Raw genomic sequence first — 17,390 nt, forward strand, 5'->3', positions numbered from 1 at the left:
CTTCCTGTCGCTCCATCCATGCCGACCTCCAAACAGCCAGCAGCTTGAATCACAATCCTACGCCAATGGGAATCCTGAATGTAAACGAAACCTAGGGTCAGGACCCAACCCCGGCTTGCCGCGCGGCCCGATCGGGCGTATTTTGCGGGCAAAAGAGATAGGGGATGCCGATATGACGCCGATTGCCGTCCGGTCGCCGCTTTGGTCCTTGCTGCTCGCCGCACCGCTGCTCGCCGGCGCAACGCCGGGGCCGGTCGCCCCCGCGCCGCCGCCCGCGCGCGAGGCGTCCACGCCCGATGCGGCTCCGGTCGCCGACCCCGGGCTTCTGGGCGAGAATCTCGAGAACGCCGCCCCCTTCGTCCAGCCCTTCGACCTCGATGCGACGCGGCGGATGGCGGTGCAGGTCATGGTCGAGGGCCAGGGCCCCTTTTCCTTCCTCGTCGACACCGGCGCCGAGCGGACGGTCATCGCGCGCGAACTGGCCGATCGCCTCGATCTCGGGCGGAGCGAAAAGCTGCGGATGGCGACGATCGGCACCAGCACGGCGCTGGCGCCGAGCTTCCGCATCGCCTCGCTCAACATGACCGATCTCAGCCTGACCCCCTTCGACGCGCCCGCCTTTGCAGGGCGGCATATCGGCGCGGCGGGGCTGATCGGCGTCGACATGCTCGAGGATCGGCGCCTGCTCATCGATTTCCGGAGCGAAAAGATCGACATATTGCCCAGCCGTCGCCACGCGCGGCGGCTGATCCGCGATCGCGACGCGATCGTCGTCACCGCGCGCAACAGCGCCGGCCGCCTGATCCTCTCCGACGCCCGCATCGACGGCCGCCGCATCGACGTCGTCGTCGATACCGGCGCCCAATCGAGCGTTGGCAATCCGGCTCTGATGAAGCTGATCGCGTCGCGGCGGCAGAATTCGACCGCCTTTTACCCCGCCGTGCTCGGCGCGATCACCGGCGAGGACGTGCCCGCGATGCGCACCTCGATCAAGACGATCGAGATCGAGGGCATCAACATCAACGACCTGCCCATTTCCTTCGCCGATTCGAAGGCGTTCGAGGCGCTCGGCCTCGACGAGCGCCCGGCGCTGCTGCTCGGCATGGACAGCCTGTCGCTGTTCGACCGGGTCGAGATCGATTTCCCCAACAAGCGCGTCGTCCTCGACATGCCGAGCGGCGCGCATCGCGAAACCGGGCGGCGCTACGCCGATGCGGGCTGGATGCGCGGCACCTGACGGCGCCGTCGCGCCCGAGCGTCTTGCTGCGGGGACTAGCGCGGTCCATAGCGGCGCCATGCCGCCGGCGCCCCTTCTTTCCTTCGCGGGCCAGTCCTTCGTCCCGCTGGCCGAGCGCGCGCTCTATTGGCCGCGACACCGGGCGCTGATCGTCGCCGATCTCCATCTCGAGAAGGCGAGCTTCTATGCCGCGGCGGGCCAGCCGCTGCCGCCTTATGACAGCCACGACACGCTCGACCGGCTGGCGCGGCTTGCGGACGAAATGGGGGCGCAAGCTGTCTGGTGCCTCGGCGACAGTTTTCACGACCGCGAAGCGGCGGCGCGCATCGTTCCCGCCGTCGCGGCACGGCTCCATGCCCAGGCCGCGGCGACGCGCATCGTCTGGATCGCGGGCAATCACGACGGACTCGCCGGCGGCGCCTGGGGCGGCACGGTCGCCGAGGAGATGGTCGTCGACGGCATCGTCCTGCGCCACCAGTGCCGCGCGGACGAGCCCCGGCCCGAGATATCGGGGCATTTTCATCCCAAGCTGCGGCTGACGCTGCGCGGGCGAAGCGTTTCGCGCCCCTGCTTCGCCGGCGACGCACGGCGGCTGATCCTGCCCGCCTTCGGCAGCCTGACCGGCGGGCTCGACGTCGCCGCCGCCCCGATCGGCGCGAATTTTTCCGGGGCCTATGACGCGATGCTGGTTGCCGAAGGCCGGCTGCTGCGTTTCGCCTGCGACTCCGGGGGCGGCCGTGACGCTACGGCAAGAGCGGTTCGCGCCTTTGGCTGACGGATATCCGTCCGTTTTCCCATCTTTTCCGCCTGTGACTTAATTGCATCACTCGGCCCAAACATTGGCGGCATTGGCCCGCTCCGGCTGGAAAGGCGGAGCAAGTCCGATATGATTCGCGGTGCAACGAAAACAACGAAGTGTTGAGAGGAGTGCCCGAAATGAAACCGTCCCTTCTTATCCCCCGTCTGCTGCGGACGAGCGCGCTTGGCGCGTCGTTCGCAGCCGCCGCTCTGGCCGCCCCCGCCTTTGCGCAGGACACCGCGGCAGAGCCGACCGATACCGCAGCGCCGCAGGCCAACCCCTATGACGACAGCGGCATCATCATCGTCACCGCGCAGGGCCGCGCGCAGGCGCTGTCCGACGTTCCCGTCGCCATTTCGGCGGTCGGGGCCGAGGCGATGCAGAACAGCGGCGCCAACGACATCCGCCAGCTCAACCAGGTCGCCCCGTCGCTGCTCGTTTCGTCTACCGGATCGGAAGCCAACGGCTCGGCGCGCATCCGCGGCATCGGCACCGTCGGCGACAATCCCGGCCTCGAAAGCTCGGTCCCCGTCTTCATCGACGGCGTCTATCGCTCGCGCTCCGGCATCGGCCTCAACGAACTGGGCGAGATCGACCGCGTCGAGGTGCAGCGCGGCCCGCAGGGCACGCTCGGCGGCCGCAATTCGTCGGCCGGCCTGATCAGCATCTATTCGAAGAAGCCCGCGTTCGAATTCGGCGGCACCGGCGAGATCACCTATGGCAATTACGACTATTGGCGCCTCGCCGGCGGCGTCACCGGTCCGATCAGCGACACGCTCGCCGCACGGCTCGACGGCGTGTGGGTCAAGCGCGACGGCTTCTATCAGGACACGGCCAACAATACCGACATCAACAACCGCGACCGCTATTTCCTGCGCGGGCAATTGCTGTTCGAGCCGACCGACGCGCTGTCGGTGCGCCTGATCGCCGACTATACCTTCCGCGACGAGCGCTGCTGCGCCGCCATCTATGTCGACAACAGCGTCAATCCCTATATCGGCGGCCTCAACAATCCGTCGAGCCTGCCCTATCCGCCGGGCACACCGATCGGCGACAATGAGAACAGCATCATCCAGGTGCTCACCGACATGGGGCAGGACCCCAGCGCCTTCAGCCAGGGCTACAGCCGCGACATCTCGGTCACCCCGGGCCGCAGCTATGCCGGCAAGACCAAGGATTACGGCTTTTCGGGCCAGATCGACTATGATTTCGGCGGCGCCAAGCTGACCTCGATCACCGGCTATCGCGAATATCGGTCGAGCCAGGCCGGCGATCTCGATTACGGCACGGTCGATATCCTCTATCGCGCCGACGATCCCGACGCCTATCGCCAGTTCCATACCTTCACCCAGGAACTGCGCCTGCAGGGCGAGGCGTTCGACGGCAAGCTCGACTGGCTGGTCGGCGGCTTCTATGCCGACGAGCGGCTGACCGTTCGCGACAATCTGCGCTTCGGCAATGATTACGGCCGTTTCGCGAGTTGCCGCATCATCTCGGGCAGCGGGCTCAATTTCCTCTATTCGCCGGCCGACCCGCTCTGCGCCACCCCCGGTGCGGGACCGCTGACGATCGGCGGCGCGAGCGGCGCGTCGGGGACCGACATCCTCGCGGCGTTCAATCTGCTCGACGGGCTCAACGATCGCGGCAGCATCAACGACCGCTATTATCAGCACGATCGCAACTGGGCGCTGTTCACCCACAACATCTTTCATGTCACCGACACGATCGATTTCACTTTCGGCCTGCGCTACACGAAGGACAAGAAGAAGTTCCGCGCCGACTTCACCAACGACAATGTCATCTGCCCCCAGATCCAGGGGCTGGTGCTCGACGATCTGGTGAGCCCGACGTCGAACGCGACGGCAAAGGCGCTCGCCGGCGCGCTGATCGGCCTCGGCTGTCAGGGCAATGCGACCGCCGAGCTCGACGGCGTGTCGATCGCCGACCAGCGCAGCGAGGACGAGTTCACCGGCACCGCGATCCTGTCGTGGAAACCGATCCCCGAGCTGCTCGTCTATGCCAGCTATGCGCGCGGCTACAAGGCGGGCGGGTTCAACCTCGACCGCTCGGCGCTGAAATCGCCGATCGTGCCGTTCGGCGGGCAGGCGGGCGCGCAGGCGCTGGTCAGCAATCTGCAGTTCGATCCCGAGCTGGTGAACAGCTATGAGCTGGGCGCCAAATATGCGACCGGGCCGTTCAGCATGGGGCTGACCTTCTTCCGGTCGGACTTCAAGAATTTCCAGCTCAATACCTTCAACGGGTCGACCTATATCGTCCAGACGCTCAACGGCTGCACGAGCGACCTCGGCGGGGCCGATCGCGACCAGAGCAAGTTCACCGGCGCCCCCAATTACAATGCCGCCGCGGCGACGACGGGCGCCTGTCCCGCCGACGATGTGAGCTGGGGCGTGCGGACGCAGGGCTTCGAGCTGGAGGCTTCGCTGGTTCCGGCACGCAGCTTCCGCATGACCGCGGGCGTGACCTATGCGCGGACCAAATATCGCGACAATCTGGTCGGCGACAGCAGCGGTGCACCGCTCGACCAGGCGCTGCGCAAGCTGCCCGGCGACAATATGTCGAACGCGCCCGAACTGGTCGCGACCGGCAGCATCGCCTGGACGCCCGATATCGGCAGCGGCGGGATGACCGGTCTCGTCTATCTCGATGGCCGCATGTCGAGCGACTATAACACCGGCTCCGACCTCTTCCCGCAAAAGGAGCAGGACGGCTATGCGATCGTCAACGCGCGCGTCGGCGTGCGCGGTCCCGACGAGCGCTGGGCGCTCGAGCTGTGGGCGCAGAATCTGTTCAACAAGCAATATGCGCAGGTCGCGTTCAACTCGCCCTTCCAGGAAGGCGCGACATCGGCCGGCACCGCCTTCGCCGACCCGCAATATCCGGGCGGACGCCAGATCTTCTCGCAGTTCCTCGCCGAACCGCGGACTTATGGCGTGACGCTGCGCGGCAAGTTCTGATCGCGCATCGAAGCTGAAAGACAAGGCCGCCCGCTCGCCGCAAGGGGAGCGGGCGGTTTCTTTTTTTGACTGACATTTTCCCTGTCGCGCCATAGGCTTGATGCGATGTTCGCGATCGACTCCCTGCTCGTCAAAATCGCCCTGATCGGCGTCATCGGTATCGGCGCGCAGTGGATCGCCTGGCGCACCGGGCGTCCGGCGATCGCGCTGATGCTGATCGCCGGCATTCTCGCCGGCCCGGTGCTCGGCCTGATCCATCCCGAGCAGGATTTCGGGGCGCTGCGCGAACCCTTCATCAAGCTGGCGGTCGCGGTGATCCTGTTCGAGGGCGGGCTGACGCTGAAATTCCGCGAGTTGCGCCATGCCGGCGTCGCGGTGTTCATGCTCGTCTTCGTCGGCGTGCCCGTGGGCTGGGCGCTCGGCACCGCCGCCGCCTATTACGGCGCCGGCCTGCCGCTGGAGATCGCGGCGTTGTTCGGCGGCATCATGGTGGTGACCGGTCCGACGGTGGTCGTGCCGCTGCTCCGCACGCTGAACATCACCCCGCGCGTCAAGCATATGCTGAAATGGGAAGCGATCGTGAACGACCCGATCGGGGCGCTGCTCGCGGTTGGCATCTATGCCTATATCACCCACGGCGGGGCGCAGGCGAACAGCGTCGCCATCGTCACCGACGTCGTCGCGGCCAGCCTGCTCGCGACGCTGATCGGCGGCGGTGCCGCCTTCGCGCTGACCAGCGCCTTCGTGCGCGGCTGGATTCCCGAATATCTGAAGGCGCCGGTGCTGCTGACCACGGTCATCGCCGCCTTCGTCTGCGCCGACCTGATCATGCACGAAACCGGGCTGATCACCGTCACCGTCATGGGGGTGGTGATGGCCAATCGCGAAACCGATTCGAGCCATATGCTGATGCGCTTCAAGGAGGATCTGACCGTCCTCCTCGTCTCGGGCGTCTTCATCATCCTGTCGGCGACGCTCGACTGGACGGTCGTCACCAATTTCCAGGCGCGTTTCGTGATCTTCCTCGTCCTGCTGCTGTTCGTCGTCCGGCCGCTGACCATCATGCTCGCGCTGCTCTTCACCCGCATCCCGTTCAGGGAGCGATTGTTCGTCGCGTGGATCGCGCCGCGCGGCATCGTCGCCGCGGCGGTGACCGGCCTGTTCGCGCTGCGCCTGTCCGATTACGGCGTGCCGGGGGCCGAGGCGCTGGTGCCTTTGTCCTTCGCGGTGGTGATCGCGACGATCTTCGCGCACGGCTTCACCGCCCAGCCCTTCGCACGCTGGCTGGGGCTCGACCGCGGCAAGGGCGACGGGGTGCTGTTCGTCGGCGCGAACGCCTGGGCGATCGCCTTCGCCCGCTTCGTCAAGGATCAGGGCCGCGACGTGCTGATCGCCGACACCAGCCCGCTCGCGCTGCGCCAGGCGCGGCGCGCCGGCCTGCCCGTCCATCATGGCGACATATTGGACGAGACGCACGACGACCATCTCGACATGGGGCAGTATCAGCAACTGATCGCGGCGACCGACAACGACGCCTATAACGCGCTCGTGTGCAGCGAACTGGCGCCCGAGGTCGGCCACGGCCGGGTCAGCCGGATCGTGGGCGAGGCGCGGCCGGGCAGCCAGCGCCGCGGGCGCGTCCTGACGCTGGCAGGCACGCCGATCGAGGAGCAGCTCGACCGGCTCCAGGCCGGCTGGACCTTCAGCCGGACGAAGATCACGGAGAAATTCCCCTATGCCGATTATGTCGCGCGGATGAAGGCGACCGGCGGCGACAGCCTGGCGGTGGTGCGCGCCTCGGGCGACCTCGCCGTCTTTTCGGTCCAGCACCGGCCGGGCGTCGATGCCGGCGACACGATCTGGAGCTTCGTCCCGCCCGACGACCCGCAGGCCCGGATGGAAGCGCGCGAGGCGTCCTGATCCTTCTTCCCGCGGCGGGAAGAGATGGGCCTAGCGCGCCCGCGCCGCCTGATGCGCGATATCGGTCATCAGCTTGCGGAACAGCACCGCGCCCGCCGTCCCCGACGCCTTGAGCGCGCGCTCGCAATCGAGCAGCCGGCTCATCAGCCGCGCAACGCGCACCGAATCCCAGATGTGGAGCTGCGCCGTCACCGCGCTCTGCTCCTTCCAGAACACGCCGCTGCTGCGTGCCGACACGACCGTCGCGGGGTGGGCGCCGGCATCGACCTCGGCGCGCAGCCGCGCGAGCTGCATCGCGCGAATCGCCAGCGCGCGGATGATGCGGATCTCCGCAACGCCGATCGCGGCGGCCCTGGCCAGCATCTCGGGCAGTTCCTGCACCTTGCCGCCCAGCGCGACATTGAGGCACGCGCTGACATCCTCCTCGTGCGTCGCGGCACCGAGCGCGGCGATGTCGGCGGCCGTGACCTGCCGCTGCCGGTCCGCCGCCGCGTCGAGATAGAGGGCGATCTTCTCGATCTCGCGCCGCATCAGCGCCTGGTCGCCCGAGATGAGGTCGACGAGCAATTGCGCCTCGGCATTGGCGAGCCGCAGCCCCTGTTCCTCGGCCGCCGCCATCGCGATGCCGACCAGCGCGCGGCGGTCGGGCTGGTAGCAGATCGCGGCGACCGCATGGTTCGACCCTTCGATCAGCTTCACCAGCTTCGACCGCGCGGTCACCGAGGCGCCGGTCGCGATCACCGGGTTGACCGCCGTGTCGGCGGACAGCAGCGCCTCGACCGCGGCGAGGCAGTCGTCGCCGCTGCCCGCGATCTCGAGCCGGATCACCCGCGCGCTCGCGAACAGCGACAGCGACGCCGCCTCGGCCGCAAGCAGCGCGCCGTCCTGCGCAAGCTGCGGCGAGGCGAGGTCGAGCCGCTCGGCCTCCGGCCCGGCGAGCCCGATCAGCCGCGCCGCGACGGCGTGCATCGTCGCTTCGTCGGGACCGGTCAGCAGGGTCAGGCGGACCGCGGGGTCGAGTCGGGACTGGCGGTCGAGTTCGGCGGGCTTGACCGATTTCATCAGGGGGTCGCGGGCGGCGCGGCGCCGGGCGCCGAGGCGGGGCCGCCGCGATCCGCATAGACGGCGAGCCGCGCGACGATCTGGTCGGCGATGCCCGAGGCCAGCCGTTCGAGCGCCGTATTCTCGGCCGCGATCGTCGCATATTCGCTGCCGACGACGTCGATGCCGGCGTCCTGCGCCGCGGTCGCATCGAGCAGCACCTGCCCGTTCTGCCCGTCGACGAGCTGATAGCGCGCGCGTAGCGTCCGCCGCTCGCGCGTGATCGCATCGTCCGAGCGGACGCCGAAGCCGGTGATGCTGTCCTCGAGCCGCACGTCGAGACGGTAGCGATTGCCCGCGCCGCGCCCGCCCCGCGCCGCGACGAAACGGTCGCGCAACGCGTTGCGGACAAGCCAGCCGGCATGGCCCTCGATCGGCGCGACGTCGATATCGGCGAGCATCGTCGCCACCCCGCCCTGCGCGCCATTCGCATAGAGCGGCCGCAGCCCGCAGCCGGCGAGCGGCAGCGACAGGGCGACGAGGCAGGAGATAAGGAGCGCGCGCATCTTAGGGGACAATATTGACCAGACGGTCGGGGACCACAATCACCTTCTTCGGTGCTGCGCCGCCAAGCAGTTCGGCGATGCGCGGCCGCGCGAGCGCCGCAGCCTCGACCGCCTCCTTGTCCAGCCCCTTGGCGAGCGTGATTTCGTCGCGGCGCTTGCCCGCGACCTGGATCACGATCGTCACCTCGTCGTCGGCGAGCAGTGCCGGATTCACGGCGGGCCACGCGGCGTCGGCCACGAGATCCGTGGTCCGCCGCGCGTCGGGAAGCCCCGCCCACGCCTCTTCGGCAAGATGCGGCATCATCGGCGCGACGAGCAGGATCAGCGTGGCGCATGCCTCGGCGCGGGTCGCCGACGGCTCCGCCTTCTCGATATCATTGGCCAGCGCGTGGATCTTGGCGACCGCCTTGTTGAAGCCCAGCGCCTCGATGTCGGCGGCAACCACGGCGATCGCGCGGTGGAGCTTGCGGGCCAGCGCGATGTCCTCGCCGCCGTCGCCGGTATTTTCACTCTCGCCGAACAGGCGCCACAGGCGCTGGACGAAGCGCCACGCGCCCTCGATCCCCGCCTCGCTCCACGGCAGGTCGCGCTCGGGCGGGCTGTCGGAGAGCATGAACCAGCGCGCCGCGTCGGCGCCATACTGGTCGAGGATGGCGTCGGGATCGACGACATTCTTCTTCGATTTCGACATCTTGATGACGCGGCCGACCTCGACCGGCGCGCCGTCGGCGTCGAGCGTCGCGCCCTCGGCGGTGCGCGTCACCTCGTCGGGGGTGAAATAGAGCGGGGGCAGTCCCTCGCCCTGCGCGCGTGAATAGGTTTCGTGCGTCACCATGCCCTGCGTGAACAGGCTGGCGAAGGGCTCCTTGATGTCGACCATGCCGATCCGCTGCAGCGCGCGCGTCCAGAAACGCGCGTAGAGCAGGTGAAGGATCGCATGCTCGATGCCGCCGATATATTGATCAACCGGCAGCCAGCGCGCGATCACCGCCGGGTCGAACGGCTTGTCGGCGGGCGCGCTGGCGAAACGCAGGAAATACCACGAAGAATCGACGAAAGTGTCGAGCGTGTCGGTCTCGCGCAATGCCTCGCCGCCGCACGACGGACAGCTTGTATGCTTCCATGTCGGATGCCGGTCGAGCGGATTGCCGGGGACCGAGAAATCGGCATCCTCGGGCAGCACGATCGGGAGCTGGCCCTTCGGCACCGGCACCAGCCCGCACGCCGGGCAATGGATGAAGGGGATCGGCGTGCCCCAATAGCGCTGGCGCGAGACGCCCCAGTCGCGCAGGCGCCACACCGTCGTGCCCTTGCCCCAGCCTTCATGCTCGGCGCGGGCGATGACGGCCGCCTTGGCCTCGTCGATGCCCATGCCGTTCAGGAAATGACTGTTCACAAGGCGGCCGGTGCCGACATAGGCCTCGTCGCCGTGGAAGACCTGTCCGTCCTCGTCGCCGTCGGCAATGACGCGGTGGACCGCGAGGTCATATTTGCGCGCGAAATCGAGGTCGCGCTGGTCGTGCGCCGGACAGCCGAAGATCGCACCGGTGCCATAGTCCATCAGCACATAGTTGACGACCCAGACCGGCAGATGCCAGTCGGGATCGAGCGGATGCTCGACCGCAAGGCCGGTGTCGAAGCCCAGCTTCTCCGCGGTTTCCAATTGCTCCGCCGACGTGCCCTGACGGCGGCATTCGGCGATGAAGACCGCGAGCTCGGGCGAATCCTTCGCCAGCCTCTCGGCGAGCGGATGGTCGGGCGAGATCGCCGCGAAGCTCGCGCCGTAAAGCGTGTCGGGCCGCGTCGTGAATACGTCGAAGCCCGGCGCGCCGCCGGCGAGGCGGAACGAGAATTCCAGCCCCTGCGACTTGCCGATCCAGTTTTCCTGCATCAGCCGCACCTTGTCGGGCCACTGGTCGAGGCTCTTCAGCCCTTCGAGCAGCTCGTCGGCGAAGTCGGTGATCTTGAGGAACCACTGCGACAATTTCTTCTTCTCGACCAGCGCGCCCGAGCGCCAGCCACGGCCGTCGATCACCTGCTCGTTGGCGAGCACCGTCATGTCGACCGGGTCCCAGTTGACGTAGCTTTCCTTGCGCGTGACGAGCCCCGCGGCGAACAGGTCGAGGAACAGCGCCTGCTCCTGCCCGTAATAGTCGGCGTCGCAGGTCGCGAGCTCGCGGGTCCAGTCGATCGCGAGGCCGAGCCGCTTCAACTGCCCCCGCATCGCGTCGATATTAGCGCGCGTCCAGCCGTTCGGATGGACGCCCTTTTCCATCGCCGCATTTTCGGCCGGCATGCCGAAGGCGTCCCAGCCCATCGGGTGGAGGACATCGTGCCCGGTCATCCGCTTGAAGCGCGCGAGCACGTCGCCCATCGCATAGTTTCGGACATGCCCCATGTGGATGCGCCCCGAGGGATAGGGGAACATCTCGAGGATATAGGCCTTGGGCCGTCCACTGTCCTTGGCGTCGCCGGTCTCGGTCGTGGCGAAGCTGTTCGCGGACTCCCATGCCGCCTGCCAGCGGGCATCGGCAGCCAGGGCGCCAAAGCGCGTTTCGCGGGTCATTCCTGTCTTACCCCGTTGTCTGTCTGGTCGGGCGCGAGGGCGCGCCCTGGGATTCAGCCCTCGATGGCGCTGCGGCGCAGGTCGCGGGCGCGGGTGAGGATCACTTCCTCCAGCTTCTGTACCGTCGCCGCCTGCACCGGAGCGTCGACCCAGGCGCCGCCCTGCGACACCTGGCGCGAGGCGGCGACGCGCAGCGCGTCGGCACGCAGATCCTGGTCGAGGATCGACACGGTCACCTTCATCCGCTCGCCGGGGTTCTGCGGGTTCGCATACCAGTCGGTGATGATGACCCCGCCCGACGAATCCGCCTGAAGCAGCGGCATGAAGGAAAGGGCGTCGAGCGAGGCCCGCCACAAATAGCTGTTCACGCCGATCGTCGTGACCTGCGAGGCCGCGAGGTCCGCGCGCGGCCGTTCCTTGCCGCCGCAGCCGGCAAGGCCGAGCGCGGCGACGCCGAGCAGCGCCAGCGCGACCGGGTGGCGGCCGGGCGAGACGGGACGGGAAAGCTGGGACATGCCGAATACCTTATCCTGGGCGCTCGCGGCGGACGGGCCGGGCTGCGCGGGCTGCGAATTGCCAGCGTCTCTACCGCCCTTGCCGCCGTCCGGCAAGCGCGGCAATAGGCGATTCGCCGCGCCGAGGACTGTGGTGATCGGGCAACAGATCGATGAAAAGCGGGACCTCTTGTTTCTCCCGCGCGTGAATCACTGGAATTATCTGACAAGAGCGCTTATCTGTCGATCCATCTGGGGTTGGAGTCGCAATATCATGGCGCAAAGGCCGCGACAGTTTTGGCGGGGAAGCATCGTCGCTTTGGCGGCGGTGTCGCTCGTCCTGCCGCCGGCGCTCGCCGCGATGACCCGTTCCGACAGCCTGCGCGATCTTTCGCTGTCCGAAACCCTGCTCGGCCAGTTCACGCCGGCCTCTGGCGACCCGCGGCTGCTCGCGCGCTATTCGGCGATGTCCGAAGAGGCGCGGCGCAATTTCAGCTTTACGCCCGCGGTCAACGAGGAAAGCCGCAAGAATCGCGCGATCACCGTCGTGATTCGCAAGCGCGACGACGCCTCGAGCGCCGCCCGCACCGCCGCGCTGACGCAGGGCCGCACCACGCCGGTCGCGATCACGCCGGTCGCCTATGATCTGGGCGCGTCGGTCGGCTTCCAGAAATTCGCCACCCCGCAACTGCCGCGCGGCACGGATATCCGCAACCTGCCCGTCGCCAAGGCGCCCGAGGTGGAAGAGAAGCCCTCCCGCTTCGCCACGCGCATGATCAGCCGGCCGAGCGACCCCACCGGGGCAACCGACCGAATCACCGCGCCGGGCGGCAACCAGTCGGTCGACGTGGTCAGCAGCTATCGCATCACGCGCAACCTCGATGTCACCGCCGGCGTGCGCTACAAGGCCGACGACCGGCTCGAGCCGCTCACCGACGCGCGCCGCGACAGCCAGGCGGTCTATGTCGGGACGCAGTTCCGCTTCTGACGCTGCCGGCGCTTCGCCGCTTTTTCCGTCCACGCATCGATCGCCGCCCAGCCCGGCCTGATTCGGCTGCCCATGCCCGCACGGGCGAGCGCGCGCGCGCGCGCCGGAGTCATACCGCCAAGCGCGACGGCGCGGTCGCCACGCGCCTGCCGGGCGAGGCGCAGCCAGGCAGCGGTGCCCAGCGGAGCGGCGCCGGGATGCGAGCGGGTCGGGTGGAGCGGCGAGACGAAGACGGCATCGGCGCCAGCGCGGCGCGCCCGCCGCGCCTCGCGTGCATCATGCACCGGCATCGTCACCGCCAGGTCGAGGCGCCTTGCCTGCCCCGCGCGCCCGGCGCGGTGCTGTCGCAGATGAACCCCGTCGGCGCCCCACCGCTTCGCCCGCGCCGGCTCATCCGCCAGCAACAGCGTCAGCCGCCGCGCCGCCGCGATCCGGGCGAGACGGCGAAAGAGCCGCCAGCGCGGCCCCGCCGCGAGCCCGTCATGGCGCAGCACGACCCCGCTGCCCGGCGGCAGCCGCGCCGCCAGCACCGCGGCCGGCACCGGCGACCGCTCGTCACTGACCAGCCAGCAATCGGGGAGGGGGTGGCGTCGGCGCATCGCCCTTTCTATAGGCGCGGGCGTGAAACGCGCAACGGGGGCGGAAGGGAGGCGAGATGAGCGAGGCGGCGGACCGGCTGGCCGAAGTGCAGGCCGCGATGGCGCAGGCGGCAGCGCGCGCGCAGCGGCGCGCCGAGGACATCTGCCTGATCGCGGTGTCCAAGACCCACGACGCGGCGGCGATCCGCCCGCTGATCGCTGCCGGCCAGCGGCATTTCGGCGAAAATCGCGTGCAGGAGACCGCAGCCAAATGGCCGGCGCTGCGCGAGGAGACGCCCGATATCGTCCTCCACCTGATCGGCCAGCTCCAGTCGAACAAGGCCGAGGATGCGGTGGCGCTGTTCGACGCGATCCATTCGGTCGACCGTTCCTCGCTGGTCCGCGCTCTCGCGCGCGCCTGCGAGAAGCTGGGAAAGCGGCCGCGCCTCTTCGTCCAGGTCAATGTCGGCGACGAGGCGCAGAAGGGCGGCTGTCCGGTATGCGACCTGCCCGCGCTGCTGGACGAGGCGAAGGCGGCGGGGCTGGCGATCGAGGGGTTGATGGCGATCCCGCCCGCCGCGGTCGAACCCGCGCCTTACTTTGCGCTGCTCGACGAACTGGCCGAGCGCCACGGCCTGCCGCTGCGCTCGATGGGAATGAGTGTCGATTACGAGACGGCGGCGATGCTCGGCGCAACCCATGTCCGCATCGGCACCGCGCTGTTCGGCGCGCGGGGATAGGGCGTCGCCCGCCTCAGGCGAAGGCGCCGACGCTTTCGATGAACTTGATCACCGAAATCGGCTTCGACACATAGGCCTCGGCCCCCGCGGCGCGAATCTGCTCTTCGTCGCCCTTGCCGGCATAGGCGGTGACCGCCATGATCGGTACCGGCCGCAGCGCGGGATCGGTTTTCATCTGGCGGATCAGGTCGAGCCCGCTGACATGGGGAAGCTGGATGTCCATGATGATGAGGTCGGGCGCGACCTCGCGTGCTTTCGCCAGTGCATCGCGGCCGTCGCGCACCGGATGCGCGCTATAGCCATGGGCGTTGAGCAGGTCGCAAAAGAGGCGAAGGTTGAGTTCATTGTCCTCGACCACCAATATGGTCTTGCCCATGATTTTCCGCTTTCCCCGCTTGCGTCGGCCGCCCGTTTAGGCGAATCGGCCCGATGACACAATTGCCTCCCTCGAAAGGGTTTTTCGAAGTGCAGGAAGCGGACGAAGCGCTCGCGCTCCAGGCGCTCGGCTGGATATTGGCCGACGAACCACGCGCCGAACGGCTGCTGGGCACGACCGGGCTGACGCCCGAGCGCCTGCGCGCCTCGCTTGGGCAGCGCACGACGCTAGGGGCGGTGCTCGGCTTTCTGACCGCGCACGAGCCCGACCTTGTCGCCTGCGCGGCGGCACTCGATATAAGGCCGGAGGCGCTCGCTGCCGCGGCGCAGCGCATCGACGGAACGGAAAGACAGACCGCATGACCCGCCCCCTCGTCATCACCGACTGCGACGAGGTGCTGATGCACATGGTCGTGCCCTTCGCGCAGTGGGTCGACGCCGAGCATGGCGTGCTGTTCCGCATGGAGGATGCGAGCTTCGCCGGCGCGCTCAAGCGCAAGGAATGCGGCACGCCGCTGGAGGCCGCCGAGGTCTGGCCGCTGCTCGACGGTTTTTTCCGCACCGAGATGGCGCGGCAAACGCCGATTCGCGGCGCATTGACGGCGATGGCGGCGATCGCCCGCCATGCCGACATCGTCGTCCTCACCAACGTCGGCCCCGACCATCAGGCGGCGCGCGCGGCGCAGCTTTCCGCGCTCGGGCTCGACGCACCGGTGATCGGCAGCCGCGGCGGCAAGGGCGAACCGGTGCGCCGCCTGCTCGACGAGCGGCAACCGAGCGTCGCCATCTTCATCGACGATCTGGCCGGCCACCACCATTCGGTCGCCGCCGAAGCGCCCGAGGTCTGGCGCCTGCACATGGTGGGCGAACCTGCGATCGCCGACAAGATCGCTCCCGCGCCGCACGCCCATGCGCGCATCGACGACTGGGCGGCCGCAGAGGATTGGATTCTTGCACGGCTGACCGAAAACATCCCCGCCCCCAGCCCCGAAATCGCATAATCCCAATTGGTATAAGGACGCATCATGGACATCGCCGCCAAGCTCGCCGCCCTCGGCCTCGACCTTCCCAAGCCCGCCGCGCCGGTCGCCGCCTATGTGCCCGTGGTCGAACAGGGCGGCCTGCTCCACATCAGCGGGCAATTGCCGTTCCGTGACGGGCAGGTCGTCACCGGCCGGCTCGGCTCCGACACCGACGAGGCGGCCGGCTATGACGCCGCGCGCCGCTGCGCGCTGATGCTCGTCGCGCAGGTCGGCCAGGCGGTGGGCGGCGACTGGTCGCGCGTCGAGCGGATCGTCAAGCTCGGCGTCTTCGTGAACAGCGACCCCGGCTTCACCGCGCAGCCCAAAGTGGCGAACGGCGCATCGGAGCTGATGGAGCAATTGTTCGGCGAGGCGGGCCGCCATGCGCGCAGCGCGGTCGGCGTCGCGGCGCTGCCGCTCGGCGCGGCGGTCGAGATCGACGCCATCGTGGCGGTGAAGCGCGCCTAGAGAAGCCAGTGGCCGAGGCCGATCCACCCACCCGCACGATCCGGCTCGGCGACGGCGTCGCCGCGGTCGAGGCGGCGGCATGGGACGCGCTGGCGGGCGGCGCCAACCCCTTCGTGGGACACGATTTTCTGGCGCTACTCGAAGAATCGGGTAGCGTCGGGCCGGGCACCGGCTGGCAGGCGGCGCCGCTGCTGGTCGAGGATGGAGCGGGCGCACTGGTCGCGGCGGCGCCCGCTTATCTGAAGACGCACAGCCAGGGCGAATATGTCTTCGACCACGGCTGGGCCGATGCGTGGGAGCGCGCGGGCGGTGCCTATTATCCGAAGCTGCAGATCGCGGCCCCCTTTACCCCGGTGCCGGGGCCGCGGCTGCTGGCGCGGGGGGCCGAGGATGCCGCGCTGCTGATCCGCGCCGCCGAAGCGGTGGTGCGGCAGAATAATCTGTCCTCCGCGCACGCGACCTTCGTCGCGCCCGAACAGATGCCGCTGTTCGAGGCGGCGGGCTGGCTGGTGCGGCGCGACGTCCAGTTCCATTTCGCCAACCGGGGCTATGCGGGCTTCGACGATTTCCTCGCCACCCTGACCTCGGCGAAGCGCAAGCAGCTTCGCAAGGAACGCGCGCGCGCGGTCGAGGACCTGCGGATCGAGGAGGTGACCGGAAGCGAAATCGCGCCCGCGCATTGGGACGCGATGTGGGCCTTTTACCAGGACACCGGCGCGCGCAAATGGGGGCATCCCTATCTGACCCGCGAAGCATTCGACCTGATGGGCGCGCGCATGGCCGACCGCATCATCCTCGTCATCGCATGGGACGGGGTACAGCCGGTCGCGGGAGCGATGCACCTGCTGGGTGCCGACACGCTCTATGGCCGCTATTGGGGCTGCGTCGCCGATATCCCCTATCTGCATTTCGAGCTTTGCTATTATCGCGCGATCGATATCGCGATCGCGCGCGGCCTCGCCCGTGTCGAGGCGGGGGCGCAGGGCGGGCACAAGCTCGCGCGCGGCTATGGTCCGGTCGCGACCTGGTCGGCGCATTTCATCGCCGATCCGGGCTTCCGGCGTGCAGTGGCGGAGTTTCTGGAACGCGAGCGCCGAGCCGAGGCGCAGGAAATGGAGTGGCTCGAAGGCCATATGCCCTTCCGGCAGAAGGATTGAGCCGCGACCGAAGCGGCAAAGATTTCACCCGAAAATCAGGCCGCGAAGCGCCGGGCGGCCGGGCGTCTCGCCGTTTCGTCGAGCCAGGCGCGGGCTTGGCGCTGGGCTTCGGCGATCTCGTCGCGGCCCATTTCGCTGGCAACGTCGGCGCGACATTGCTGGCCTTCGACATTGCCACCGAGCGCCGCGAGATTGAACCATTTATGCGCCTGGATCAGATCGACATCGACTCCGCCGGAGCCGGTCGAGAATGCGATGCCGAGATCGAAATAGGCCCCCGCGTCGCCGCGCGCAGCGTCGAGCAGCCGGCTTTCGATCAGATATTGGGCAGACTTCAGACTGTTCGCCATGATAACCCCCTTTGCCTCCCCCCACAGGAGGCTTTCGGGCAGACCCTTGCGGTTTATGGTCAACAAAGCGTTAACTGTGGTGCGGATTTTTGGGGATAATGTGCGAAAGGGGCG

Annotated in this window: 17 protein-coding genes; 10 read left to right on the forward strand and 7 right to left on the reverse strand. The window is 68.3% G+C overall.

The window, feature by feature from the left end:
- Positions 1 to 172: 172 nt before the first annotated feature.
- From FHR21_RS00005 to FHR21_RS00020, 4 genes are all read left to right on the forward strand, one after another.
- Entirely contained in the window at positions 173 to 1,237 is a 1,065-nt protein-coding gene (locus tag FHR21_RS00005; RefSeq protein ID WP_184094020.1) for a retroviral-like aspartic protease family protein, read from the forward strand.
- 58 nt (positions 1,238 to 1,295) lie between these two features.
- Positions 1,296 to 2,012, forward strand: a complete 717-nt coding sequence (gene pdeM, locus FHR21_RS00010) for a ligase-associated DNA damage response endonuclease PdeM (RefSeq protein ID WP_184094022.1) — start codon at positions 1,296 to 1,298, stop codon at positions 2,010 to 2,012.
- A 161-nt stretch (positions 2,013 to 2,173) separates the two neighbouring features.
- Entirely contained in the window at positions 2,174 to 5,011 is a 2,838-nt protein-coding gene (locus tag FHR21_RS00015; RefSeq protein ID WP_184094025.1) for a TonB-dependent receptor, read from the forward strand.
- A 105-nt stretch (positions 5,012 to 5,116) separates the two neighbouring features.
- Positions 5,117 to 6,931, forward strand: a complete 1,815-nt coding sequence (locus FHR21_RS00020) for a cation:proton antiporter (RefSeq protein WP_184094027.1) — start codon at positions 5,117 to 5,119, stop codon at positions 6,929 to 6,931.
- Between the two features lie 30 nt (positions 6,932 to 6,961).
- On the opposite strand, the gene holA is transcribed toward FHR21_RS00020, so the two are convergent.
- Genes holA through FHR21_RS00040 form a run of 4 tightly spaced genes read right to left on the reverse strand, consistent with a single transcriptional unit; the run spans position 6,962 to position 11,619 of the window.
- A complete protein-coding gene (gene holA, locus FHR21_RS00025; RefSeq protein WP_184094030.1) occupies positions 6,962 to 7,993 on the reverse strand; it encodes a DNA polymerase III subunit delta in 1,032 nt (343 codons plus the stop codon).
- Complete coding sequence (gene lptE, locus FHR21_RS00030; RefSeq protein WP_184094033.1) at positions 7,993 to 8,538, reverse strand: LPS assembly lipoprotein LptE; 546 nt, start codon at positions 8,536 to 8,538, stop codon at positions 7,993 to 7,995. The genes holA and lptE overlap by 1 nt, the downstream gene beginning before the upstream one ends.
- Before the next feature lies 1 nt (position 8,539).
- Positions 8,540 to 11,104, reverse strand: a complete 2,565-nt coding sequence (leuS, locus tag FHR21_RS00035; protein WP_184094036.1) for a leucine--tRNA ligase — start codon at positions 11,102 to 11,104, stop codon at positions 8,540 to 8,542.
- A 53-nt stretch (positions 11,105 to 11,157) separates the two neighbouring features.
- Positions 11,158 to 11,619, reverse strand: a complete 462-nt coding sequence (locus FHR21_RS00040; protein WP_184094039.1) for a DUF3576 domain-containing protein — start codon at positions 11,617 to 11,619, stop codon at positions 11,158 to 11,160.
- 307 nt (positions 11,620 to 11,926) lie between these two features.
- Here FHR21_RS00040 and FHR21_RS00045 point away from each other — a divergent pair, with 307 nt between their 5' ends.
- Positions 11,927 to 12,586, forward strand: coding sequence for a hypothetical protein (locus FHR21_RS00045; protein ID WP_338113048.1), 660 nt, complete (start codon positions 11,927 to 11,929; stop codon positions 12,584 to 12,586).
- Here the strand turns inward: FHR21_RS00045 and FHR21_RS00050 are convergent.
- Positions 12,559 to 13,185 carry a thiamine phosphate synthase gene (locus tag FHR21_RS00050; protein ID WP_184094045.1) on the reverse strand — a complete coding sequence of 209 codons (627 nt, stop codon included), beginning with the start codon at positions 13,183 to 13,185 and terminating at the stop codon, positions 12,559 to 12,561. The two genes, FHR21_RS00045 and FHR21_RS00050, sit on opposite strands and share 28 nt — an antisense overlap.
- 56 nt (positions 13,186 to 13,241) lie before the next feature.
- Here FHR21_RS00050 and FHR21_RS00055 point away from each other — a divergent pair, with 56 nt between their 5' ends.
- Complete coding sequence (locus FHR21_RS00055) at positions 13,242 to 13,904, forward strand: YggS family pyridoxal phosphate-dependent enzyme (RefSeq protein ID WP_184094048.1); 663 nt, start codon at positions 13,242 to 13,244, stop codon at positions 13,902 to 13,904.
- A gap of 13 nt (positions 13,905 to 13,917) precedes the next feature.
- Here the strand turns inward: FHR21_RS00055 and FHR21_RS00060 are convergent, their stop codons facing one another.
- Complete coding sequence (locus FHR21_RS00060; protein WP_184094051.1) at positions 13,918 to 14,280, reverse strand: response regulator; 363 nt, start codon at positions 14,278 to 14,280, stop codon at positions 13,918 to 13,920.
- A gap of 53 nt (positions 14,281 to 14,333) precedes the next feature.
- Here FHR21_RS00060 and FHR21_RS00065 point away from each other — a divergent pair, with 53 nt between their 5' ends.
- From FHR21_RS00065 to FHR21_RS00080, 4 genes are read left to right on the forward strand one after another with little or no spacing between them, the layout of a single operon-like run.
- Entirely contained in the window at positions 14,334 to 14,642 is a 309-nt protein-coding gene (locus FHR21_RS00065; protein WP_184094054.1) for a DUF3572 domain-containing protein, read from the forward strand.
- Positions 14,639 to 15,280 carry an HAD family hydrolase gene (locus FHR21_RS00070; RefSeq protein WP_184094057.1) on the forward strand — a complete coding sequence of 214 codons (642 nt, stop codon included), beginning with the start codon at positions 14,639 to 14,641 and terminating at the stop codon, positions 15,278 to 15,280. The genes FHR21_RS00065 and FHR21_RS00070 overlap by 4 nt, the downstream gene beginning before the upstream one ends.
- Before the next feature lie 24 nt (positions 15,281 to 15,304).
- On the forward strand, positions 15,305 to 15,769 hold the full coding sequence (locus FHR21_RS00075) for a RidA family protein (protein WP_184094060.1): 465 nt from the start codon (positions 15,305 to 15,307) through the stop codon (positions 15,767 to 15,769).
- Positions 15,770 to 15,777: 8 nt separating this feature from the next.
- Positions 15,778 to 16,926, forward strand: coding sequence for a GNAT family N-acetyltransferase (locus FHR21_RS00080; protein WP_184094063.1), 1,149 nt, complete (start codon positions 15,778 to 15,780; stop codon positions 16,924 to 16,926).
- A gap of 35 nt (positions 16,927 to 16,961) precedes the next feature.
- Here the strand turns inward: FHR21_RS00080 and FHR21_RS00085 are convergent, their stop codons facing one another.
- Positions 16,962 to 17,276: a sel1 repeat family protein gene (locus FHR21_RS00085; RefSeq protein ID WP_184094066.1), complete on the reverse strand. Its 315-nt coding sequence runs from the start codon at positions 17,274 to 17,276 to the stop codon at positions 16,962 to 16,964.
- Positions 17,277 to 17,390: the final 114 nt, after the last annotated feature.

Source organism: Sphingopyxis panaciterrulae (assembly GCF_014199295.1).
Classification (GTDB): Bacteria; Pseudomonadota; Alphaproteobacteria; order Sphingomonadales; family Sphingomonadaceae; genus Sphingopyxis; species Sphingopyxis panaciterrulae.